The organism is Streptomyces sp. NBC_01591 (genome assembly GCF_035918155.1).
Taxonomy (GTDB): Bacteria; Actinomycetota; Actinomycetes; order Streptomycetales; family Streptomycetaceae; genus Streptomyces.
Genome location: NZ_CP109327.1, coordinates 4,584,200 through 4,604,999, shown reverse-complemented (window position 1 = coordinate 4,604,999; position 20,800 = coordinate 4,584,200). Strand labels below are relative to the sequence as shown.

Genomic DNA, 20,800 nt, shown 5'->3' with positions numbered 1-20,800 from the left:
AGCAGGACTGAGTTGAGCACCCTGGGTAACTGAATCGCCCCGGCTCGAATGGAGACTCGATTTCATGAAGGATCGAGTCATCGAATCTCGCATCCTCCGCACCTGCCCATCAGGGCAGACGAAGGCCTCGACCGATCAGCGGCCGAGGCCTTCGCCGTTGCTCTCAGTTACGTGGAGCGGACAGCCGCCTCGGGCATGTGCAGATGACGTGCCCCGTCGAGGGGGTGGTAGCCGGTGTCGACGAGCGGTGGAGCGTACCCAATGTCATGCAACACAGCCGCCGCATCCAGGACCTCAGCCCCACCACCCACGAAGGGCGTGAGCTTCTTGGCGCAGGCCGCCACGCCCCGCATGTGGGCCCACCGCCGCGGGAGGCTCTCACGCAGCAGTGATTCCGCCAGCTCGTACGCATACCCGACTATCGTCACGCGGGGGAGGATGCGTCCTCCCTTAACGGCCCGAGGCGCAGCCCATACTCCTTGTCGATCGCAACGCCTTTGTCATTGCTTACTGACAGGCTTAGCGCCTCACCTCGTCGCCTGGAGGACAGCATGAGTGCCGATCTTGGTCCGCTGGTCATAGCGCGCAGCAGCGGCAGCGAGCCGATACGGGCCAATGGCGAGACAGTGGGCAAGCTCGCTGACTTCTGGAGCTGGGCATGCTCCGACTTGGCCAACAACACCATGCGTGGCGTCCTGGCTGAGTACCTCGTGGCCACAGCACTGGGCGCCGCCACCGGTACCCGCACAGAATGGGACACGGTTGACATCCGTACGCCCGAGAAGTGGCGCATCGAGGTGAAGTCGACGGCCTACCTGCAGTCGTGGGCACAGTCCCAGCCGTCGAAGGTCTCGTTCGACATCGCGCCTGCCTCCGGCTGGGACGCCCAGACCGGTGCCACCTCAGCCGAAGTTCTGCGCCGCTCAGACGTGTACGTCTTCTGCCTGCTGCACCACCAGGACAAACAGACGCTCGATCCCCTCGACCTCGACCAGTGGACTTTCTACGTCCTGCCCACCCGAGTCCTGGACGAACGCTGCCGGATCCAGAAGACCATCAGGCTGTCCAGCCTGGAGCGCCTCAGCCCGCTGAAGACCGACTTCACCGGCCTGCCGAAGGCAGTGTCCGCGTGCGCGGAAGATACGCGATAGCCCCAGGTCAGCGGGCTCACCCCGTGCGGTGAACCCCGTCGCGGCCTTCCCTGCTCGCCGCTCCTTGACCCCAAGCGAGAGCAGCAGTGGTGGCAGGGGCGCCTGCGGCTACCCGGGGACTGCTTGAGCGGCGGGCGAGTCACGAGACCGGACAACCCGAGTCCCCGACGGAGTTCGTCATCCTCAGGGTCCCCGGAATCCCACACGCCGACGCCAAGCCGGGTGCTCGCTGGGCGCTGGAGCGGGGGCTGCTCGTCCAGGACCGTCGCCGGTACGGAGCCACCCGTATGCCTGCCGAGGTGGCACTCGCCCTGCGCGGGGCCGACTGGCACGCCCCGTTCGGGCCCGTCCCGCCCCCGTCCGTTCGACGCCCGTCACCTCGGCCGAGGTGGACCGGGAGGCCGCGGCCGCGGCGGTGAGAAGCCCGTACCGGGCCTGAACGCAGCCGAACTCGCCGCCCACCGAAAGCTCGCCGGCCTCGGCCTGCGGCAACTGGCGCCAACCGTTCTGGTCAGCTGTACCCCGCTCGACAAGACCCTCGCCGCGCTCCGGGCCACGGGCTATGCCCCCGTCGCCGAGACCGCCGACGGCACCGTACGTGTCGAACAGGCACCGCGCCGCCGCGCAGCCGCCCCGGTACCGCACCCGCGTCCGCCCCTTGGCACGCGCGCGCGTGCCAAGGGGACCCCGGCCGTCGTCGACGTGAGCGCGCTGGCCGCCAGGCTTCGGGCTGCCCCGCCCATCGCGCCGGCGCCCGGTCCAGCGGGTGGAATCCCCTTCGGCACCAACACCGACACCGAGGAAATCGTCGCCGACCACGCGCGTCTGCTGTCCCTCGCCGACGTCCGTCACGCCATCGACGAGGGACAAGCAGTCACCATCGAATACGTGGCCGCCTCGGGCAGCCGCACCGTACGCACCCTCGGCGAACTCGATCTCGACCCGCCCTACTTGTACGCCTGGTGCCATCTGCGAGGCGACGAAAGCGTCTTCGCCCTCTCCCGCATACACGGCGTCATGCCCGCGTAGCCGAGGCGCCACTACGATCGCCGGTCATGGACTGGCTGGAGCGCACCGCGAAACTGAGGCAGTGGACCAGAAGCGGGACCCGCGCTCCACACAAGCCACTGCTGTTCCTGTACGCCCTCGGCCGGTTCCAGCAGGATGCCGGCGGCGAACTGCGGTACAGCTCGGTGGAGGAGGATCTGAAGCGGCTGCTGGACGAGTACGGTCCGCCCAACAGGACGACTCCCGCCTACCCGTTCCACCATCTGGTGAGCGACGGCGTGTGGGAGGTGCGCACCGACCACGGACCGGGCAGCCCCGGCAGCGGGGTGCGGGAGCTGCGGGCGGCAGGGGCCGCAGGGCGGCTGGCGCCGGAACTGCGGGCGGCGCTGCGGCGCGAGCCGTCGCTGCTCGGCCGAATGGCACGGGTCCTGCTCGACCTGCACTTCCCGCCCTCGCTCCACGGCGAACTGTGCGAATCCGTCGGCCTGGAACTGGAGCCGGCGGAGGCCGAACAGTTCTCGGTCGTGCGCAGGAAGCGGGACCCGCGGCTGCGGGAGCTGGTCCTGACGGCCTACGAGTACCGGTGCGCCTTCTGCGGCTACGACGGCAGGATCGGCGCGGTGCCGGTCGGACTGGAGGCCGCGCACGTGCGCTGGTGGGCGTTCGACGGCCCGGACGACGTCGACAACGGAGTGTGCCTGTGCTCGCTGCACCACAAGCTCTTCGACAAGGGAGTCCTCGGCATCGGTGACGGTCACTGCATCCTGGTCTCACAGCGCTTCGTCGGCCACAGCCCAGCCGCCCGCGAGCATGTCATAGCGCTCGCCGGTCGCCCGCTCATCGGACCTCAACCGGGCACCCACCCCGTCGCAGCGATGCACCGCTCCTGGCACACCAGCCAGGTCTTCCACAGCAGGCCACGCCCCGCCACCGCCGCCTGATCCGAGTCGTCGACCCTGCGACGCACTGGTAAGGAGTGCGACACCAAGAGTATGGTCTCTTGTATGGCGACGAAGAAGGTGACGGTGACGATTCCCGAGGATCTCCTGGACGAGATCCGTGCGGAGGCGGCAGAGCGGGGCCTGTCGGCGTACGTCGCCGAGGCGCTGCGCTTCAAACGGGACAGAGACCGCCTTGGGGAACTGGTCGACTGGCTGCAGGCAGAACACGGCCCCGTCACCGAGGACGAGCGTGCGGCAGCTCTCGACGAGTTGGAGGACCTCGACGCCGAACACGAGCGGCGCCGCGCCACAGGACAGCACAACGCCGGAGAAGCGGCGTGAAGAAGCGGGGCGCTGAGCAGAGGCAGCGGCCCCTGCGCGTCTTCGTACTCGACTGCGAAGCCCTGTCCCTGGCCGTGCGCGGCGATCGGAAGATGATCGCCTGGCTCGATCTCGCGGCCCGGGGCGAGGCCGAGGTGGTGACGTCTCCCCTGACGCTGGTCGAGGCGTACGACGGCAGAACCACCGAGCAGCGTTGGGACTGGGTACTCTCCCGGCTCAAGGTCGCCGACATCGGAAAGGACGAGGCCCGCCAGGCCCGACGCCTCCTGGCCGATGCCAAGCTGCACGGTCACAAGTACGCAATCGATGCCGTGCTCGCTGTGATCGCACGCCAGCAGAAGGGGCAGGTCACCGTCTTTACCTCGGACGTGGACGACCTGGAGAGGCTGGTCCCGGACACGATCGTCGTCAGGAAGGTATGACCCGGCGCCCTGGTCTCGGTTCTGGTCTCATTCACCCCCGTCCAGCACCATCCACCACCTGCCCGGTGGCCCACTCCGCCGCAGGTCAGGACGCCCCCGAGCGGCGCCGAACCCCCAGACAAACATGTGGAAAGCGTGTTGGGGGCAACCCCCTCACGAGTTCGGATCTCGTATCCTCCGCCATTGCTCTCACCGGGCAATACGTCGAAAGGCCCCACCGGGAAACCGCTGTGGCCCTTCGACGTTTCCCGTGTCGCCCCTCAGCTACTGCCCCGGAGCCCCTTCTCCTCGGCGTCCGCCAGCCAGAAGAACAGCGGCGACAGCACCAGTTCGACGGCTGCCAGCACCACCTGGGAACCAGTGCGTCCACCCGAGCGCGGCAAGTGACAGCAGCCGCCCGAGCGCACCCAGCAGGAACACCCCGGCCCCAGGGATGTGATCACCTCGGTATGCACGGTGAAGACGTTGACCAGGAGGAACGTCAGAGAAACAGCCTCGACTCCGGTCGCGATCCGCAGTGTGCGCATGGCGGTCAGGCTCCCGTCGTGGAGCCGGGGCGCACGATCATCAGGACGACGACGACCGCCCACAGCAGGTTGAAGATGCCTGTGATCATGGCCAGCCGGGCAGCCGCCGAGCGCCTCGCCTCCACCGTGCCAATACCGGTGCCGGTGGCGGTCTCGCTATCGGTGTCGCCATCAGTGAGTCGGGCGAGCAGTCGCTGTTGCCCGGGCAGGATCGCCAGCAACAGCAGAGCCGCCGCCGCGGCGGTCAGCATGACCGAAGCCAGCAGCCAGGCGTCGGCCAGAACACCGAGCTGGGCGCCGGTGGCGACACCGAAGGCCGGAACGGCAACGCCGACGACGGTGTACCCGCGGCAGACCCGGTGCAGGAGGGCAGCCGTACGGGCGTTCTCCCCCTCCGGGCCGTTCCCCTCCGGGCTGTCGCCCTCGGCGGCCCGGGGCCGGACGTAGCGGGGAAACATCGACGCCGCGACCGTGATCGGCCCGATCGCCAGGATCGCCGCCAGGACATGTACCGACAGCAGAAATTTGGTCACCAGGGGCCCCTTAAGGATTGCCTGCCAATGGATTGGCTACCGACCCATGGATAGCATGCCCATGCGCTCCATGGGTAGGCTGTCTAACCATGAAGGCGAGTGCGGTACGCGGGCATCTGGACGGGCTTCTGCTCTCCGTACTGGAATCCGGCCCGCTGCATGGCTACGCGGTCATCACCGCGGTTCAGGAGCGCAGCAACGGAGTGCTGGAGCTGCGCAAGGGCACCATCTACCCCGCCCTCAACAAGCTGGAGCGGCTCGGACTGCTGCGCAGCGTCTGGGAGTCCGAGGGCGAACGACGGCGGCGTTGCTACGAACTCACCGACGCCGGACGGCGCAGCCTGGCGGCGGAACGGTCGGTGTGGAACGAGTTCACGACCGCGATCGGCGCCGTACTGGCCCCGGCACCGAATCCCGGGCACTCGACGTGACCGCGCCCGGGGCCGGCGCCGATCCCATCGACGCCCACATCGCGGACCTGACGGCGGCGCTCCACGGACCCGTCCGGGCCAAGTCCCGGATGGTGACCGAACTTCGCGAGGGCCTCATCGACGCAGCGAGGGACCTTTCGTCCGGGCGCGAGCCCGACCATCACGCCGCCCGCCAGGCGGTGCGCGAGTTCGGCACCGTGGCCGAGATCGTGCCGAGCTTCCAGCGTGAACTCACCATCGCCCAGGCCCGTCACACCGCTCGCAGGGTCATGCTGATCGTCCCCCTGCTGCTCGTGTGCTGGTACATGGCGCAGACCTGGGACGGTTCCACAGGGCACCGACCGCCCGGCCCGATCCAGTTGCTGGTGGCTCACCTGGGCGGCGTCGCGGCGTCGGCCTCGTTCCTGGCAGCCGCGGCTCTGGCCGCCACCGGAGCCCTCGCACGCCGACTCCCCACCCCTGACCAGCTGCCGATCATGGTCGCCTGGACGGGCACCACCGCGGCGGCGGCCCTGGCCATCAGCGCGATCGCCCTCACTCTCGCCTCGGTCCTCGCGACGAACTGGCCGCTGAGCCTGCTCGCGGGCCTGGTGACCATCGTCTTCCACGCCAAGATCGCCGCCTCGGCACGCGCCTGCCGCGAATGCGCCAGCCTGTCCCTCGCCGGACCGTGACGTTCCGGCCGGGGGCGCGCGGCCCTGCGGCGTGAGCCGTCGCCGCTCGGGCGGCAGCCGTTCTCGGACAAGGTCGCGCGACTCACGGCGGAAGAGGCCGGGGCGGCGTAGAACTCCTGGAGGTGGGCAGGCTCAGGAGGTCGCGTACGGGGCAGCACGACCTCGTACGGGGCGGACGGGGAAGGCGACAGGTGCTGTCGGACGAGACTTGGCGCGAGCTACGGGGCCAAGGGGCGACCCGCACCTTTCGCGAACGCAGCGTGATGCTGAGACAGGGCTCCGCGGGAACACACCTGCTCGCCCTCACCGACGGGCTCGCCAAGGTCGTGTGCCGGGAGCCGGGCGGTGTCGTGACCTGGCTGGCCTTCCGGGGGCCGGGTGACCTGCTGGGCGAGGTGTCCGTCTTCCACGGCACCCCGCGCACGGCGGAAGTGGTCGCCCTCACCCCCTGCACGGCTGTCGTACTGGAGGCGGAGCGGTTCCGCAGGTTCATCGAACAGCGCGGGCTCGTCATGGACTTGATGCGCCAGGCGCTCTCCCGGCTGCGGGAGTCCGACGCGCACCGGACCGAACTGCTGACCCTTCCGTTGGTCGCCCGGCTGGCGCGGGCACTCCTGAGACTGGTCGAACTCACCTCGCCCGGACGCGAATCGGAGGTCGTACGGCTGACCGGCCTGAGCCAGGAGGAGATCGCCCAGGCGACCGGAGTGACCCGCAACGCGGTCATCACCGGGCTGCAACGGCTGCGCGAGTCCGGCGCGGTGGAGACGGCCCGCAGAACGATCGTCATCAAGGACATGAAGGCGCTGCGCGGTTGGGCGATGGCCGACCCGGGATTCACGCCCGCGTCGCCGTTCGCGCCGCCCACGACTCGATGAGCACGCCCACGCTGTGACGTGGGACACCCATGAACTGCCCTGCGCTGTGCAGTCGGGCGGGCGGAACCGGCGGAACCTCGAATCAGCCGGCCACCGGCTTCGTCACCGTCACACCGCTCACCGCTCACCGCTCGCGAGGAGATCCCGCATGCCCAGGCCCGTTCCCGCCCCGTACGCCGAGAGCCGACCGCTGCCGCCCTACCGTGCCCTGTTCGCCGTCGACGCAAAGGACTTCACCGGCCTTCCCGCCGTGCAGCACGGTCCGGTGAGCCAGTTGATCCCCGAACTCGTCGACCAGGCTCTGGACCGGGCCGGGCTCCACGAACTGCGCGACTCCAAGCGGTTTCCGGCCAACACCGGGGACGGCGTGGTGTTCGGCTTCGATCCGGCACTGCTGCCCTTTGTCCTCTGGCCGTTCCTGGGCGTGCTGGACGACACGCTCGGCGCGTACAACAGGCAGTGCGTGGGCCCCCGCATCCGGCTCCGGGCCAGCGTCCACGTCGGACCGCTGCCGGACACGGACGGTCCCGGCGACGGCAACGGCACCGCCCGCAACGACACGCACCGGCTGCTGGACTCCCGTCCGGTCAAGGCCATCCTGACCGCGGCGAGCGAGCAGGTCACCCACCTTGCGGCGGTCATCTCCCAGCGCGTCTACGAGGACGTCGTGCTCGGCGCTTACACCGGGCTGCACCCCGACCGCTGTGTGGAGGTCCCGGCCACCGTGGAGGGGAAGGACTTCGCGCAGCGGGCCTGGCTGTACGTCCCTTCGCCGTCCGGAAACCTCGTGCAGGCCGGTGTGCGACCGCGCGAGGAATCCGCGGCGCCGGCCGGCCCACCCGCCGGCCAGGAACAGGACCCGGCGACGTCGCCCGGCACGCACTACAGCGGCAACACGCAGCACGTGGGCGAGGGCGCCGCCGTGATGGGGAGCGTCGGGCGGGACCTCACGTACACCGGCGGTTCCACCACGAACCACGGCACCAACCAGCACTGGGGCGGCGGCGACAACGTTTCGGGCGACAAGCGGGTCGGTGGCGCCGGGGACCCGCGGTGAGCGCCGACGCGGGGGCCGCTCCCGGCCCGGACTGCGAGGATTCCGAAGGCAGTCCCGGCCCGGGGAACTCCTACCGCGACAACCAGCAGCGGGTGGGCCAGGGTTTCGCGGTCATGGGCGGGATCGCGGGCGACACCAACGTGTTCTTCGGCGTCCAGCCCGACGAGGACATCCCCAAACCCCGTCTGCGGGAGGGCCCGTACCCCGCGGACGACGTGCACGTCCGCTTGCGCGGATTCGTCGAACCACCCACCCACACACAGTGCCGGAAGGTGCTGGACAGACACGTCCTGGTGCTGCGGGCCGGAAGCGGTACGGGGGCGGGCACGGCCGCGTTCGCGCTGCTGGCGGAGCGGTACGGAGCCGGCGGCATCACCGGTCTGGACTCGCCCGACGACCTGTCGCGGTGGCGTCCCAAGGAACGGCGCGGCTACCTGCTCCAGGGGCTTTCCCCGGTGGCCGCCGCCTCGCTCGGCGAGGTCGCGCTCACCGCGCTGGCCTCGCTGCTGCGCCGTACGGGCGCCCATCTGGTCATCACCGTACGCATGGAGACGGCGCTGCCCGGCGACACGGTGCCCTGGCAGGTCACGCACCGCCCGCCGCCACCGGCCGAGGTGGCCGCGAGGCGCCTGAGCACCATGGCCGAGGCGGGTGAACTGACCGCCGGACAGGAGGTCGACGCGCTGCGCTACCTCGCCTCGCCGGACTTCACCGGCTACCTGGACGCCCACCCGCTGCCGGGGGACGGTGTCGACGTTGCGGAGGGGCTGCGCGACCTCGTCGTGGCGGGGAAGTCCGCCGCGTCCGTGCTCGACGACCTGCGGGCGGGCAGCCCCGCGGCGGCCCGCAAGGCGCTCGCGGAAGCACGCCACCGGGCCGACCGGATCTCGCTGATGGCGGCGATCTCGCTGCTGCCCGAGCAGGACCGTACGGTCGTCGAGCAGTTCGGCGCGGTCCTGCGCCCGCTCATCGACGGTCGCGGCGGCCCGGCACCGGTCATGGCCGGGGGGCCGGAGCACGCCGGTACCCGCGGGCCGTCCGGGGAGCCGCCGGCCCGGCACGACGTGCTCGGTCCGGCCCTGGAGGACCGGCTGACGGCCGTGGGCGCGCGGCTGCTGCCACCCCGGTTCGGGGCGAAGCAGCGCTATCCGGTCCAGCCGGTCGCCTTCTCCGGCCGGCACCGGTCGGACGCCCTGCTCCGGTCCCTGTGGCTGGACTACGAGGGCATGGCGGACCTGCTCTGGAAAGGCCTGGACGAGGTTTCCCATCGCCCGGGCATCGAACTGGCGGCGGGCGAGGCGATCGGGAAGGTGCTGGCCCACGCGACCGGCCCGGACACCCTGCGCCAGCTGCACCCCTTCGCCGCGTCGGAGAAGCGCTGGCGCCGCCGTCTGGTGGCCTACGCGCTCGGGGAGATGGTCCAGCACCCCGCCCTCACCGGAGCGGTTCGGGAGCAGTTGCGGAATTGGAGCCAGGCCGCCCCCGTCCCCCTCCGCTGCACCGTGGCCGAGACCTGCGCGGGCAGCTACGGCCTGGCCCGCCCCGCCGCCGCCCTGAAGCTCCTGGACACCGCGCTCGACAGGCCGGTCGAGAAACCGGAAAGCCCGTTGCGTACCGCGGTGTCCTTCGCTCTCAGCACCCTTCTCTCCGAGGACGCCAACCACACCCTCGTCCTCGACTTCCTCCGGGAGTGGCAGGGGGCCGGTGCCGGCACGCAGCGCCACGCCCAGGCGGTTCACGTCATCCAATCGATGAGCCGGGCGTCCTTCCCCCCGCCCAACGCTCCGGGCGTACGGCGTCTGCGCCTCGCCGATCTGCTCGCGATCCACCCCGAGCGGGCCCACGGCCTCGTGGTCGCGGCCCTGGACGACCCCGCCACCCACGATGCGACGGTGGAGGGCCTGTCCCTGATCGAGAGCGACCCGGACCTTAGGCAGCGGGCCGGCTTCCCGCACCTCCTCGCCGTGCTCGCCGCGGTGGCCCAGAACCACCGCGGCGTCCTGCGCTACGTCCTGCGCCGCCATCGCGCCCGTACGGCCTCCTCGACGGAAAGGCTCGCCTCATGACCGGCCCGCTCATCTCGCCGCTGGACTCCTCGGCGGCCTGGCAGTTGTTCCGTCTTCGGTTCGGTGCCCCGGAGGGCCGGGCCCTGGTGTTCCTCGCGCACGACGGGCAGGACGCGATGGTGCCGCCCGGGGAGGGCGACTACTGGGGCTACCCGCAGCCCACCCGGCGCGGGGTGCGCGAGGGCGGCTTCTTCGACATCGTGTGGGTCTCGCTCGCGGAGCGGCGGATCTCGGTCGACATCCCGCGCCGGCCGCCGAAACCCCCGGCCCGTTACGGAGTCGTCTGGAAGATCAGCAACCCGGTCGTCGCGGCGAGAGACCAACTCACCGAGGAGCGGGCCCGGCAGCTGGTCGTCGGCCACATCAGCGAGAACGCCACACTGCCCGGCACCCCCGACCCGTTGCGGACGCCGCCGCCCCACTTCGGTACGACCGAGGTGGAGCCTCCCGGCCGGCTGCGGGTGATCGAGGGCTCCGGTCTCACGTACTGGTTCCTGGACCCGCCGGCCGCGCTCCTGCCCGCTTCCGGCGTCGGCGCGGGGCCGACTCTTCCGTCGGGCTTCGGCGAGGCCCACCGTGAGGCGTACCGCTTCTACCGGGAGGTCGTCGCGGGCGGTCCGGTCGGGCTCGCGGCCCTCTGGCTGCTGCACCGGCCGGAAGAGGCGAAGGACGTACTCGACTGGACGGTGACCCATCGCGGTCTGCTCTCCGACCGGAACGACTGGGAACACACCCTCGCGGCGGCGCTCCAGTCGCTGACACCGGAGGACCGGGGCTTCGTCGGCGCCAACATGGCGCGGGTGCTCAGCGACGTGGGGGTCCCACAGGGCGACGAGGTGCTGCGCCGGATCGGCGACGCCGACCCGTCGTCGGGCGAAGGGGGCACGGGGCCGCGGTAAGTGCGGCAGGGCGCAGACAGAAGGACACCCGCGGTGTGTGCACGCGGGTGTCCTTCGTCTGCCCTGAGCAACAGGGGCGCGCCGAGTGCAATAGGCACGCCCGGCGCGTTCGCGGAGGTGCACACATGCAGTCCCCGGTAGTCCTTATCGGTGCCGGGACTTCCAACCGTCGCTGAAAGCTCCGGATCCGGAGGAGCTGCCGGGGGCCTGGCCAGAGCCAACGAGAGGGTCACTCGGGTCGGCGGACGTCTCCGTCGACGGTGCGGCTCGCTCTGGTTTTCTGGTGTATTGACGATTCTCCTCCCAATTTCCTACTGGTCAAGGGTTTCATCGCACCTTTCTGTTAAATGTCCGGATGCCGGTGATCAGGGATCCCGGCGCACCCCGGTCCGGGGCCGTGTGATCACCGTCACCCGATTTCTTCGGGTTCGGTGTCGTCCGGACGAGGGGTGCCGGGCGTATGCCCGGTGAGACCGAGGAGATCCAGGAGTTGTTTGTTGACCGTCGACGAGTTCGAAGAGTTCTACGCGCAGACGGCTGCCCGGCTGACAGGGCAGTTGTTTGTGATGCTCGGCGACCAGCACGAAGCGCAGGACGTGGTGCAGGAAGCTTTCATCAAGGGCTGGAGCCGGCGGCGTCAGCTCGACCGTGACGGGCAGCCCGAGGCGTGGGTCCGTACGGTCGCCTGGCGGCTGGCGGTGAGCCGGTGGCGGGGGCGGCGGCGGGCGGCGGATGCCTGGCAGCGCAGCGGGGCGCCTCCCCATACGGAGGCGCCCGGGCCGGAGACGGTGGCCCTGGTGGAGGCGTTGCGGGAGCTGCCGTCCAAGCAGCGCCGCACGCTGGCGCTGCACTACGTCTGCGATCTGACCGTCGGACAGATCGCCGCGGAGACCGGTCTGGCGGCCAGCACCGTCAAGACGCATCTGGCCCGGGGCCGGGCCGCGCTCTCTCATCGTCTGCAGGATCCGCGTACCGAGGAGGGGCCCTGTGTCTGAATCCCACGACCCGCTGAGGTCCGTGTTCAAGGAAGCCGCCGCCGTCGGGCAGTCGCGCGCGCGTTCCGCTCCGCCCTCGTTCATCACCGAGCGCGGGGAGCGGGCACGCAGGCGCCGGATCGTCGCTCTGGCTGTCGGGGCCTGTCTGGTCTTCTCGGGCACGGGCGCGGCCGTGGCCTCGCTGGTGCCGGACAGCACGGGCACCACCGTCCCTGCCACCACTCCGTCGCCCGTTCCCTCGCCCCGGCTCTCTCCCTCGCCGAGCTCTCCGAACTCTCCGAACCCCACGAGCTCCTCGCCCTCCTCGCCCTCCTCGCCGCGGATCAGTCTGCCGCCGTCACACACCCCTTCCTCCGGCCAGAGCTCGTCGTCCACCCCCACCGAGAGCCCGTCGACCTCACCGGCCACGCCCAGCGGGAGCGTCACCCTCCCGCCGCCCTGACCTCCCGCCCGACCGACCTCGCGTGCCGCCCGGTGACGCCTGCCTGGGCCATTCGGTGTGCGCTGAACCGACCCTGGAGATTGTGTTGTGAGCCTCTCGACCCCCCACCGGCCGCGCGAGTATCCGCGCGGCCGGGCCCCCAGGACCACTCCCGGGCCGCCCCGCGACGCCCCGGCACCGGGCAGGAAGCCCTTCGCCCGGCTGCTGCGCCGGATCGATCCCGCCGACCGCGAGGTGCTCTGGCTCTACCTGCTGACCCGGGCGGGCATCTGGACCATCGCCTACTGCACCAGTTGGCTGTTTCCCGACGAACAGGGAACCCGGCACGCCGCCTCGGCCCTCTCCTCGTGGCAGCGGTGGGACTGGTGGCACTACCTGCACATAGCCCAGCAGGGTTACTTCCCAGGTCAGGCCGGTCCCTGGACGTCCGACTGGGACAACAGGGAGGCCTTCTTCCCCGGCTTCCCGTTCCTGCTGCGGGCCGTGCACACCGTCGTCCCGAGCTGGGCGGCGGCCGGTGCGCTGATATCCCTCGTCGCCGGCGGCGTCGCCGTGCTGGCCCTGGCCCGTATCGCCCGGCTGCACCTGCCGCAGGCCGGCGCCGGGCCGCGCGCGGCCCTGTTCTTCCTGCTCTCGCCATGTGCGGTCTTCCTGGCCGCCGGCTACACCGAAGCGCTCTTCCTCGCCCTGGCCCTGCCCGCCTGGCTGGCCGCCCAGCGCCTCAACTGGCCGCTCGCGGCCGTCCTGACCTGCCTGGCCACCACCGTCCGGGTCAGCGGCCTCTTCCTCGCCGCGGCCCTCGCGGTCCACTTCCTGGTCACCGCACGTACCGCACGTACCGCCGCCCACTGGCGCCGTCTGCCCTGGCTGGCGCTGCCCGCCCTGCCGCCGTTCCTCTACAGCTGGTACCTGCACGCGCACACCGGCGACTGGATGGCCTGGAAGCACGCCGAGGAACGCGGCTGGTACCGCGACTTCCACGCTCCCTGGGAAGCCTGGAAGAACACCTGGCACGCCGCCTTCGGACACTCCCAGGCCACCGGCCACGCCCTGATGAACCAGGCCGAACTCCTCACCATGCTGGTCGGCATCGTCCTGTGCGGCCTGCTGATCCGGCGGCGGCGCTGGGCCGAGGCCGCGTACATCGGCCTCAGCCTGTGGGCCCTGGGCACCTCCTACTGGTACACCTCCATGCCCCGTGCGACGCTCCTGTGGTGGCCGCTGTGGACCGGTCTCGCCGCCTGGAGCCTGCGAAGTCCCCGCGTCAAGACCGCCTACCTCGCCATCGCGGCACCGCTGATGACCGTCTTCGCCATCACCTTCCTCTCCGGACGCTGGGCCGGCTGACCCGAGCGTCGCGGCAATGGCACCAGGGCCCCGCCGGGGGAACGGTGGGGCCCCGGTACGTCGCCCGGTACGTCGTCCGGTTCGCTCGCGGTCAGCTGTGGTTCTTCCAGAACCGGTGGTGGTGGTCCCGTGCGAAGTCCGCGCGCTCCCAGGTGTCCGGGGCCAGCGTCTGCACACATCCGTCCGCCCCGCGGAAGCGGGGCCAGTCCGTCCGGCCCGATTCGGCGAAGCCCACCCAGGTGCTGATCATCCGGTCGCGGAACCCGGCAGGCCCTGTTCGAGATCCTCGACGAATGGGGGGCTCCATGGGCCGGGCGCTCGTCCCCGACGCCGACGGGTCCTCGAAGCGGTACTTCGAGCAGATGTGGGAGAGCCTGATCGCGGACTTCACCGCCCACCCCGATCTCTGGCCGGCCTCGATGGAGCTGTTCATGCAGGCCCAGCGCCAGCCGGAGCTGCGCGCCGCACTCGCCGAGGGCACCGCGCAGGGCCGCCGCGGAATGGCGGCGATCCTGGAGAGCGTCCCCGAGGACGAGGTGCCGGAGGCTTCCGTCCGGACCCTCGGCACCGTCCATGTGGCGTTGCTGTCGGGCGTGGTGATCCAGTGCCTCAGTGACCCGGCCACCGCCCCCTCCGCCGCCGAAGTGCTCCAGGGGCTGCACGGTCTGGCCGACCTTGCGCGCTGAGCCGGCGGGGGCCGCGGCTCACCCTCCCGCCCGGTCCGGGTGGCACCGGGGCCCGCTTGGGTGCTTGCTGGTCCCGGGGGGGTGGCGGGCCGTAGAGGGCCCCGGAGCGGAGGAGGCGAGCGACCGCCCATGGAGACTCGAGGCCGGGCTCTGCGCACACCGCGGGCCGCGGGAACAGCCGGGGTCATCTTCGCGCTGCTGCTCGCCGCCGCCATCGTCATGATCCGACTGGCGATCCCGTCCGAGCCGGGCAAGGGCACCGGTGAGTGGCTCACCGATGCCTCGCGCCGGCGCGAGGTGCGCACCGCGCTCGAACTCGTCCCGTTCGCGGGCATCTCCTTCCTGTGGTTCATGGGCGCTGTACGCGCACACATCGGGGACGCCGAGGACAAGTTCCTCGCGACCGTCTTCCTGGGCAGCGGACTGGTCTTCGTGGCGACCCTCTTCGGGGCCGCGGCGGCGGCCGGGAGCCTGCTGGCGACGGCCGACACGCCCGGGGCCGACCCCGGCGGTCAACTGTGGCTGTTCGGCGGGCACTTCACGTACGGCCTGCTGACCACCTACTCGATGCGCATGGCCGCCGTCTTCATCTTCTCGACCTCCGCCATCGGGCACCGGCTCGGCGTCCTGCCGCGCCCGCTGACGGTTCTGGGCGCCCTCGTCGGCCTGACGCTGCTCTTCGTAACGGGCAGCGTCGCCTGGTCCGAGCTGGCGTTCCCGCTGTGGGCCCTGGTCGTCGGCATCCACATCCTCGTACGCACCACGGCGAACCCCTCGGACAGCCGGTGACTCCATAACTCCATCGGGCCGCCTGTGCTCGCAGATCCGGAACGGCCCTCGCACGCTGAGGCGGGTGCTGCGCGCCGCCACCGCGTGTCCGGTACAGGCCATCCTGGTGGAGGACCCGGACGACGCACCGGTCGCGGTCGGAGAGGGGTTGTCCGGTGTCCGGTGACGGTGCTCTGGAGCGGCTGAGGCGCGAGGGGCGGATCGTGGTCGTAGGCGCCTCGCCGGCCGGCCTCCGGGCCGCAGAGACCCTGCGGCAGGAAGGCTTCACCGGTTCGCTCACGCTGATCGGTGACGAGCCCCATGAGCCGTACGACCGTCCGCCGCTCTCCAAGCAGGTGCTGCTGGGCCACGCGTCCGCCGATCGCACCGAGCTGCCCCGGCGGCACGGGCTCGACGCGCACTGGCGGCTCGGGGTCGCCGCCACCGGGCTGGACATGGCGGCCAGGCGGGTGCGGCTGGCCGACGGCGACGAGGTGGAGTACGACCGGCTGCTGATCACCACCGGGGTACGTGCCCGGCCGTGGCCGCACCAGGCGGAGGCCGAGCTGGACGGGGTCTTCGTACTGCGCACCCGCGAGGACGCGGCCCGCCCAACTCGCGCTGACCGCACTCGCCCACCGGCTCGACGCCCCGCGGCTGGTGGAGGACCCGCCGCCGTACCGGCAGAACGCCGTGCTGCGCGGGCCCCGTCATCTGAACGTCGCGTTCGACGGTCTCCGTATCTAGGGCCGGTTGTTTGGAACATGATGGGCGGATGCCGACGCACGAACCGGACCGGCGCGACACCGGCCCCTCGCTGGAGCAGATCCTCGGGCTGATCGCCCCCGGGATGCTCGATGTCGTCGTGGCGCCGCGCGGTACGAATGTGCCGGTGGCCGATGTGGTGCTGCACGACGCCGGCGAGGAGCGGGACGACGGCACGTGGGCGGCGTCCGGGCTGATCCTGCTCGCGGTCGGTGTGGAGGTCGCCTCGCCCGAGGCGGTCGACGTGCTGCGCGGCGCCGACCGGGCCGGGGCCGCCGCCGTGGTGATGCGGCGGGGCGGCCGGGGACCGCGGGCCGCGCTGGTGGAGGCGGCAGGCCAGGGGCGTACGGCGCTGCTGACCCGGCGGCCGGGGCAGGGGTGGACGGAGGTGCTCGGGCAGTTGCGGACCGCGCTGGCGCACAGCGCCCCGGCCGGGGCGGGCGGGACGGCCGGGGTGGCGGGGCTGCGGCTCGGCGATCTGTCCGGGCTGGCCAATACGGTGGCGGACCTGGTCGGCGGAGCCATCACGATCGAGGACCCGCAGTCGCGGGTGCTGGCCTATTCGCGGATGGACCACGAACCCGATCCGATGCGCCGGCTGACGATCCTGGGTCAGGAGGTCCCCCGCTGGCGGGTCGTCGAGCTCCGCGAGAGCGGCTTCTTCCAGGCGCTGTGGAGCACCGACGGCGTGGTGCGGCTGCCCGCCGACGCCCGGTACGCCGAGCGGCTGGCCATCGCGGTGCGCCACGGGACCGAGGTGCTCGGGTCCATCTGGGCCGCCGCCGACGGGCGGCCGCTCGCCGAGGACGCGGCGGCCGCGCTCCGGACGGCGGCGCGGGCCGCCGTACCCCATCTGTCCCACCATCAGACCTGGGGCCGGGCGGCGGCCCGGGCGCGGGAAGGGGCGGTGCACGCGCTCCTGAAGGGCGACGTCCGGGCCGCGCACGAGGCCGGGGTCACGGCGGACCGGCCGTACGCGGTGGTGGTCGCGGAGGCGTACGACGGGCGGGGATCCGGCGCCGACGAGGCGCCCGGCGCCGCCGGACAGCGGGTGCTGGATGTGCTCGCGCTGCAGGCCGCCGCGTACCGGTCGGGGTGCGTGACCGCGCGGTCCGGGCGGCAGCTGTACGTCCTGGTCCCGGCCGGGGACGGGGAGACCGATCCGGCCCGCACCCTGCTGGCGACGGCACGCTCGGTGCCACGCAGTGTGGTCCTCGCGGGCGCCGGGCCGGTGGCGGCGGGCCTGTCGGGGCTGCCCGCCTCGCGGGAGACGGCGGAGCTGGTGGTGCGGGTGCTGCGAGAGCGGGCCGCGAGGCTGCCGGCCGGGGACGTGGTGTCGGCGGTGGCGGCGCACGGCGAGGTGGTCCCCGAGACGACGGTGCTCCGGCTGCTCGACCGGGTGGAGCCGTTGTGGGATTCGCTGTCGGGGCCGGTGCACGCGATGGTGGAGCACGACCGGGTGCACGGCTCGGCGTACGGCGATTCGGTCACCGCCTACCTCGACGCGTCCTGCGACACGGGTACGGCCGCGCGGCGCCTCAATGTGCACCCCAACACCCTGCGGTACCGGCTGCGCCGGGCGCGGGAGCTGTTCGGCGTCGATCCGGCCGACCCCGCCGTGCGGCTCCTGGCGGAGATCGGACTGCGGCTCGCGGCCCGTCGGCCGCGCGGGACGGACAGCCGTAGCCGTTGATCGTTCGGCTGTCCGGTACGGCAAAGGAATCGGGCAGGCGTCGTCGTGTCGGTCGAAGACGCGCCGTCCCCTCCGCGCCGAAGCTGTTCGTACAGCCGGTTCGAGGCTGTCCGTACGTAATGGCGTGGCAGACGGAGGGGTGTTGTGGTGGTTGGCATGACTTCAGGCTCGAAGGCCCGGCAGCGCGGTGACCGCCGCACGGCGGCGCTGGCGCGCGCCGTCGAGGACGGGCTGCTCGGTCCGCACTCGCCCGTCGTCGGTCTCCTCGACGTGGACGGGGTGCTCGCCGCGGTGGACGCGCTGAACGAGGCGTTCGAGGGGCCCGCCCCTGTACGGCACACGTTCGCGGCCAAGGCGTGCGGCCTGGTGCCGGTGCTGCGGCTGCTCGCGGACGCGGGGATGGGGTGCGAGGTGGCCTCGCCCGGTGAGCTGGAGCAGGCGCTTGCCGCCGGGTTCGCGTACGACCGGCTGGTCTTCGACAGCCCCGCGAAGACGGTCGAGGAGCTGGAGTTCACGCTCGCCCACGGCATCGCGATCAACCTGGACAACTTCCAGGAGATGGCCCGGGTGGACCGCCTGCTGGCCGGCCGGGAAGCCGCCGGACCCATCGGGCTCCGGGTGAACCCGCAGGTGGGGGCGGGGGCCATCGGCGCGATGAGCACCGCGACGGCGACCTCGAAGTTCGGCGTCGCGCTGCGCGACCCGGGGGCCGTCGACGCGGTGATCGAGGCCTTCGAGCGTCGGCCCTGGCTCAACCGGCTGCACGCGCACGTCGGTTCCCAGGGCTGCCCGCTGCCGCTCATCGCCGAGGGCATCCGCGCGGCGTACGAGCTGGCCGAGCGGATCAACACCCGGCTGGGCCACACCCGGATCACCGGGATCGACATCGGCGGTGGCCTGCCCGTCAACTTCGCCGACGAGGACGACCGGCCCACGTACGCCGATTACGTCGCCGAACTCCGCGAAGCCGCCCCGGGGCTCTTCGACGGCCGCTACACCCTCGTCACCGAGTTCGGCCGCTCCCTGCTCGCCAAGAGCGGAACGATCGGAACCGTCGTCGAGTACACCAAGTCCGCCGGGGGGCGGCAGATCGCGGTCACGCACGCGGGTGCCCAGGTCGCCACCCGTACCGTGTTCATGCCCGGCTCCTGGCCGCTGCGCGTCGGGGTCTTCGACGCCGCGGGCCACCCCAAGCAGGGCCCGGCCCAGGTCGTCGACATCGCGGGCCCCTGCTGCTTCGCCGGGGACCTCGCCGCGACCGGGGTCGAGCTCCCCGCCATCGAGCCCGGCGACGTGGTGGCGCTCTACGACACCGGGGCGTACTACTTCTCCTCGCACTTCTCGTACAACTCACTGCCCCGGCCCGCGGTGTACGGCTACCGCACCGATGCCGACGGGCGGGTGCGCTTCGCGCTGGTGCGCGAAGCGCAGAGCGTGCGCGGGGTCGTCGAGGAGAGCGGTCTCGCGCAGGCGGACAACCTGGTGGCGCTGTCCGCGGGGTGAGCTCCCGTCAGGGCCGCTCCTTCAGGACCTCCGGCCGAAGAACTCGATCTCGGCGACGGCGAGCCGGCGGCCGGGACCCGCTCCGTACGTGGTGTCGGTCGTCAGCCGGGCCTTGACGATCTCCGAACCGCGCAGGTCGAAGGTCTGCTGGCCCGGCTGGTCCTTGACCCGCAGCTTCTTGTTGACACTGGTTCCGTCGGCGGAGGTGAGCTGGACGGTGATCCTGGCCGGGCGGGCCTGGGTGAGGAACTCGTCCATCTTGGCCGACGTACCCGAGAAGACGACCAGCTTCAGTACCCGTACCGGGTGCTCGAAGTCGCACTCCAGGTACTGGCCCACCCCGGTGTCGGGCCCGGCCGCCGAGGGCGCCCAGTAGCGGTTGTTGAAACCGTCGAACGCCGCACCCGCCGGGTGCCCCGGAGCCCGGCTGGACGCCCGGAACCGGGTGGGCGGCACCGCCTCCGGCGTCCCGGTCTCGTCCTTGGCGAAGCCGAACCACCCGGACACGTGCGGAAGGGCGAACCAGACGCCGCACGCCAGCACGATCAGCACGATCGGCAGCGCCAGACCGGGGCGGCGCCACAGCCGGCGCCTCGGCCGGGTGCCCGCGGTGGGCGCCTGACGCGGTCGCCGCCGGAGGAGCCGGCGCCACCAGGGAGGCCGGACATCGGGCGGCGGCCCCGGGTCCAGGAGCAGTGCGCAGCGGATGCACAGGGTGCGGTCCGGGGCGTTCTCCGTACGGCAGTTGGGGCAGCGGACGGGCACGACGGGCGGTGGGCCCGGGGGTGTGTTCGCGGTTTCGGGCGGTACGTCGGGCAGCGCCTCGGGCCCCGGCACCCGCTCGTCCGTCTCGTCGCCGGGACGACGCGGGGCAGCGGTCGCGGCAACGGGGGGCTGCGGGGAGGGCTGCGGGGACGGTTGCGGCTGGGGCTGGGGGGTCGGCTGCGGTGAGGGGTGTGGCTGGGGCTGGGGGGCGGGGGCGGCCGGAGGAACGTGGAGATCCCAATGTGCCCGGGGCGGCCGGGTAGTGGAAGGCGCCGGGGTCCCGCTCTGTGGCTCCTCCCACTCCAGGAACGCCTGGCACGACGTACAGAACTGCGTCCCCGGCGCATTGTTCTGGCCGCACGTCTCGCAGATCACAGGACCTCCAGGTCGAAGCCCACATGCGCCGGGATCTCCGTACGGATCAGCTCCTCCAGCCGCACCCGGTCGATCTGGTACGGCTGCGCGGCCCGGACCCGGACCGTGACCCACGGCCGCGGGCCGCCCGGGAACCGGGTGTGCGGCATCGTCGACCACGCCGTGCCGCCGCTCTCCACGATGTCCGGCTCGATCCCGGTCTCCAGGAACACCGCCTCCGCGAGGCCGCGCCGGGTGCCTCGCCTGCTGTGCCGCTCGACGGCGCCGAGCACCGTCGCCCGCCGCTGCTCGACCGGGTGGTCCGTGCGGGTGTCGACGGCCACCCACTGGGCCAGCCAGGTCAGGAAGTCCTCGGGCGCGCTGCGCGGGTCGAGGTGGGCGGGCAGATTGTCGATGGAGAGCAGGACCGGGGCGAGTACGTCGTCGAGCGCCGCGAGGAACCGTCGCAGGAAGTCCTGCTCCAGGTAGACCGCCGGAAGCTGTTCGATCAGCGGGTGCGGTGTCGGCAGGCCGGTCACGGCTGTGCGCATGG

Annotated in this window: 24 protein-coding genes and 2 pseudogenes; 20 read left to right on the top strand and 6 right to left on the bottom strand. The window is 71.9% G+C overall.

Annotation, left to right across the window (positions count from 1 at the left end; all coding sequences use genetic code 11):
• Nucleotides 1-167: 167 nt before the first annotated feature.
• On the bottom strand, nucleotides 168-428 hold the full coding sequence (locus OG978_RS21455) for an HD domain-containing protein (protein ID WP_326766779.1): 261 nt from the start codon (nucleotides 426-428) through the stop codon (nucleotides 168-170).
• Between the two features lie 123 nt (nucleotides 429-551).
• Between OG978_RS21455 and OG978_RS21450 the strand changes: the two genes are divergently transcribed.
• The 5 genes from OG978_RS21450 to OG978_RS21430 all read left to right on the top strand — a co-directional run bounded on the left by OG978_RS21450 (nucleotide 552) and on the right by OG978_RS21430 (nucleotide 3,864).
• On the top strand, nucleotides 552-1,151 hold the full coding sequence (locus OG978_RS21450) for a hypothetical protein (protein WP_326766778.1): 600 nt from the start codon (nucleotides 552-554) through the stop codon (nucleotides 1,149-1,151).
• Nucleotides 1,152-1,373: 222 nt separating this feature from the next.
• Nucleotides 1,374-2,180 carry a WYL domain-containing protein gene (locus tag OG978_RS21445; RefSeq protein WP_326766777.1) on the top strand — a complete coding sequence of 269 codons (807 nt, stop codon included), beginning with the start codon at nucleotides 1,374-1,376 and terminating at the stop codon, nucleotides 2,178-2,180.
• A gap of 26 nt (nucleotides 2,181-2,206) precedes the next feature.
• Entirely contained in the window at nucleotides 2,207-3,100 is an 894-nt protein-coding gene (locus OG978_RS21440) for a phosphorothioated DNA-binding restriction endonuclease (RefSeq protein ID WP_326766776.1), read from the top strand.
• Between the two features lie 63 nt (nucleotides 3,101-3,163).
• Nucleotides 3,164-3,442, top strand: coding sequence for a CopG family transcriptional regulator (locus tag OG978_RS21435; protein WP_266689675.1), 279 nt, complete (start codon nucleotides 3,164-3,166; stop codon nucleotides 3,440-3,442).
• Nucleotides 3,439-3,864, top strand: coding sequence for a PIN domain-containing protein (locus OG978_RS21430; protein WP_326766775.1), 426 nt, complete (start codon nucleotides 3,439-3,441; stop codon nucleotides 3,862-3,864). Before OG978_RS21435 ends, OG978_RS21430 begins: the two co-directional genes overlap by 4 nt.
• A 260-nt stretch (nucleotides 3,865-4,124) precedes the next feature.
• Here OG978_RS21430 and OG978_RS21425 read toward each other — a convergent pair whose 3' ends face one another.
• The gene (locus OG978_RS21425) at nucleotides 4,125-4,391 is read right to left on the bottom strand and encodes a hypothetical protein (protein ID WP_326766774.1); all 267 of its coding nucleotides are present in this window, start codon (nucleotides 4,389-4,391) and stop codon (nucleotides 4,125-4,127) included.
• Between the two features lie 5 nt (nucleotides 4,392-4,396).
• Complete coding sequence (locus OG978_RS21420) at nucleotides 4,397-4,924, bottom strand: hypothetical protein (RefSeq protein ID WP_326766773.1); 528 nt, start codon at nucleotides 4,922-4,924, stop codon at nucleotides 4,397-4,399.
• Nucleotides 4,925-5,013: 89 nt separating this feature from the next.
• On the opposite strand from OG978_RS21420, the gene OG978_RS21415 reads away from it, so the two are divergent.
• The 9 genes from OG978_RS21415 to OG978_RS21375 all read left to right on the top strand — a co-directional run bounded on the left by OG978_RS21415 (nucleotide 5,014) and on the right by OG978_RS21375 (nucleotide 13,713).
• On the top strand, nucleotides 5,014-5,355 hold the full coding sequence (locus OG978_RS21415) for a helix-turn-helix transcriptional regulator (protein ID WP_326766772.1): 342 nt from the start codon (nucleotides 5,014-5,016) through the stop codon (nucleotides 5,353-5,355).
• Nucleotides 5,352-6,029 (top strand): permease prefix domain 1-containing protein, encoded by a 678-nt coding sequence (locus OG978_RS21410; protein ID WP_326766771.1) that lies wholly within the window; start codon nucleotides 5,352-5,354, stop codon nucleotides 6,027-6,029. The genes OG978_RS21415 and OG978_RS21410 overlap by 4 nt, the downstream gene beginning before the upstream one ends.
• A 191-nt stretch (nucleotides 6,030-6,220) precedes the next feature.
• The gene (locus OG978_RS21405) at nucleotides 6,221-6,907 is read left to right on the top strand and encodes a Crp/Fnr family transcriptional regulator (RefSeq protein ID WP_326766770.1); all 687 of its coding nucleotides are present in this window, start codon (nucleotides 6,221-6,223) and stop codon (nucleotides 6,905-6,907) included.
• A gap of 148 nt (nucleotides 6,908-7,055) precedes the next feature.
• Entirely contained in the window at nucleotides 7,056-7,964 is a 909-nt protein-coding gene (locus OG978_RS21400) for a hypothetical protein (RefSeq protein WP_326766769.1), read from the top strand.
• A complete protein-coding gene (locus OG978_RS21395; protein WP_326766768.1) occupies nucleotides 7,961-10,030 on the top strand; it encodes a hypothetical protein in 2,070 nt (689 codons plus the stop codon). Before OG978_RS21400 ends, OG978_RS21395 begins: the two co-directional genes overlap by 4 nt.
• A complete protein-coding gene (locus OG978_RS21390) occupies nucleotides 10,027-10,929 on the top strand; it encodes a hypothetical protein (RefSeq protein ID WP_326766767.1) in 903 nt (300 codons plus the stop codon). The genes OG978_RS21395 and OG978_RS21390 overlap by 4 nt, the downstream gene beginning before the upstream one ends.
• 497 nt (nucleotides 10,930-11,426) lie before the next feature.
• Nucleotides 11,427-11,924: a SigE family RNA polymerase sigma factor gene (locus OG978_RS21385; RefSeq protein ID WP_326766766.1), complete on the top strand. Its 498-nt coding sequence runs from the start codon at nucleotides 11,427-11,429 to the stop codon at nucleotides 11,922-11,924.
• On the top strand, nucleotides 11,917-12,366 hold the full coding sequence (locus OG978_RS21380; RefSeq protein ID WP_326766765.1) for a hypothetical protein: 450 nt from the start codon (nucleotides 11,917-11,919) through the stop codon (nucleotides 12,364-12,366). Before OG978_RS21385 ends, OG978_RS21380 begins: the two co-directional genes overlap by 8 nt.
• Nucleotides 12,367-12,453: 87 nt before the next feature.
• Nucleotides 12,454-13,713 (top strand): mannosyltransferase family protein, encoded by a 1,260-nt coding sequence (locus OG978_RS21375; protein WP_442817724.1) that lies wholly within the window; start codon nucleotides 12,454-12,456, stop codon nucleotides 13,711-13,713.
• Between the two features lie 91 nt (nucleotides 13,714-13,804).
• Here the strand turns inward: OG978_RS21375 and OG978_RS21370 are convergent, their stop codons facing one another.
• Nucleotides 13,805-13,963, bottom strand: a complete 159-nt coding sequence (locus tag OG978_RS21370; RefSeq protein ID WP_326766764.1) for a hypothetical protein — start codon at nucleotides 13,961-13,963, stop codon at nucleotides 13,805-13,807.
• A gap of 43 nt (nucleotides 13,964-14,006) precedes the next feature.
• Between OG978_RS21370 and OG978_RS21365 the strand changes: the two genes are divergently transcribed.
• From OG978_RS21365 to OG978_RS21340, 6 genes and pseudogenes are all read left to right on the top strand, one after another.
• Complete coding sequence (locus OG978_RS21365; RefSeq protein WP_326766763.1) at nucleotides 14,007-14,399, top strand: hypothetical protein; 393 nt, start codon at nucleotides 14,007-14,009, stop codon at nucleotides 14,397-14,399.
• 129 nt (nucleotides 14,400-14,528) lie between these two features.
• Nucleotides 14,529-15,188, top strand: a complete 660-nt coding sequence (locus OG978_RS21360; RefSeq protein WP_326766762.1) for a hypothetical protein — start codon at nucleotides 14,529-14,531, stop codon at nucleotides 15,186-15,188.
• A 155-nt stretch (nucleotides 15,189-15,343) separates the two neighbouring features.
• Nucleotides 15,344-15,787: pseudogene (locus OG978_RS21355) on the top strand (FAD-dependent oxidoreductase); the annotation flags it as partial.
• Nucleotides 15,777-15,914: pseudogene (locus OG978_RS21350) on the top strand (cytochrome P450); the annotation flags it as partial. The pseudogenes OG978_RS21355 and OG978_RS21350, both read left to right, overlap by 11 nt.
• 28 nt (nucleotides 15,915-15,942) lie before the next feature.
• The gene (locus tag OG978_RS21345) at nucleotides 15,943-17,625 is read left to right on the top strand and encodes a helix-turn-helix domain-containing protein (RefSeq protein ID WP_326766761.1); all 1,683 of its coding nucleotides are present in this window, start codon (nucleotides 15,943-15,945) and stop codon (nucleotides 17,623-17,625) included.
• A 156-nt stretch (nucleotides 17,626-17,781) separates the two neighbouring features.
• Nucleotides 17,782-19,128, top strand: coding sequence for a diaminopimelate decarboxylase (locus tag OG978_RS21340; protein WP_326766760.1), 1,347 nt, complete (start codon nucleotides 17,782-17,784; stop codon nucleotides 19,126-19,128).
• Between the two features lie 21 nt (nucleotides 19,129-19,149).
• On the opposite strand, the gene OG978_RS21335 is transcribed toward OG978_RS21340, so the two are convergent.
• Together OG978_RS21335 and OG978_RS21330 are read right to left on the bottom strand one after the other, a co-directional pair.
• Nucleotides 19,150-19,965, bottom strand: a complete 816-nt coding sequence (locus OG978_RS21335; protein ID WP_326766759.1) for a discoidin domain-containing protein — start codon at nucleotides 19,963-19,965, stop codon at nucleotides 19,150-19,152.
• A 299-nt stretch (nucleotides 19,966-20,264) separates the two neighbouring features.
• A complete protein-coding gene (locus OG978_RS21330; RefSeq protein ID WP_326766758.1) occupies nucleotides 20,265-20,798 on the bottom strand; it encodes a phage tail protein in 534 nt (177 codons plus the stop codon).
• Nucleotides 20,799-20,800: the final 2 nt, after the last annotated feature.

What these genes read in the sequence shown, in the direction of transcription:
- OG978_RS21450 (WP_326766778.1), top strand. Translation starts at nt 552, where the DNA reads ATGAGTGCCGATCTTGGTCCGCTGGTCATAGCGCGCAGCAGCGGCAGC.
- OG978_RS21440 (WP_326766776.1), top strand. Translation starts at nt 2,207, where the DNA reads ATGGACTGGCTGGAGCGCACCGCGAAACTGAGGCAGTGGACCAGAAGC.
- OG978_RS21435 (WP_266689675.1), top strand. Translation starts at nt 3,164, where the DNA reads ATGGCGACGAAGAAGGTGACGGTGACGATTCCCGAGGATCTCCTGGAC.
- OG978_RS21425 (WP_326766774.1), bottom strand. Translation starts at nt 4,391, where the DNA reads ATGCGCACACTGCGGATCGCGACCGGAGTCGAGGCTGTTTCTCTGACG.
- OG978_RS21415 (WP_326766772.1), top strand. Translation starts at nt 5,014, where the DNA reads ATGAAGGCGAGTGCGGTACGCGGGCATCTGGACGGGCTTCTGCTCTCC.
- OG978_RS21400 (WP_326766769.1), top strand. Translation starts at nt 7,056, where the DNA reads ATGCCCAGGCCCGTTCCCGCCCCGTACGCCGAGAGCCGACCGCTGCCG.
- OG978_RS21390 (WP_326766767.1), top strand. Translation starts at nt 10,027, where the DNA reads ATGACCGGCCCGCTCATCTCGCCGCTGGACTCCTCGGCGGCCTGGCAG.
- OG978_RS21370 (WP_326766764.1), bottom strand. Translation starts at nt 13,963, where the DNA reads ATGATCAGCACCTGGGTGGGCTTCGCCGAATCGGGCCGGACGGACTGG.
- OG978_RS21365 (WP_326766763.1), top strand. Translation starts at nt 14,007, where the DNA reads ATGGGGGGCTCCATGGGCCGGGCGCTCGTCCCCGACGCCGACGGGTCC.
- OG978_RS21360 (WP_326766762.1), top strand. Translation starts at nt 14,529, where the DNA reads ATGGAGACTCGAGGCCGGGCTCTGCGCACACCGCGGGCCGCGGGAACA.
- OG978_RS21345 (WP_326766761.1), top strand. Translation starts at nt 15,943, where the DNA reads ATGCCGACGCACGAACCGGACCGGCGCGACACCGGCCCCTCGCTGGAG.
- OG978_RS21340 (WP_326766760.1), top strand. Translation starts at nt 17,782, where the DNA reads ATGACTTCAGGCTCGAAGGCCCGGCAGCGCGGTGACCGCCGCACGGCG.
- OG978_RS21330 (WP_326766758.1), bottom strand. Translation starts at nt 20,798, where the DNA reads ATGCGCACAGCCGTGACCGGCCTGCCGACACCGCACCCGCTGATCGAA.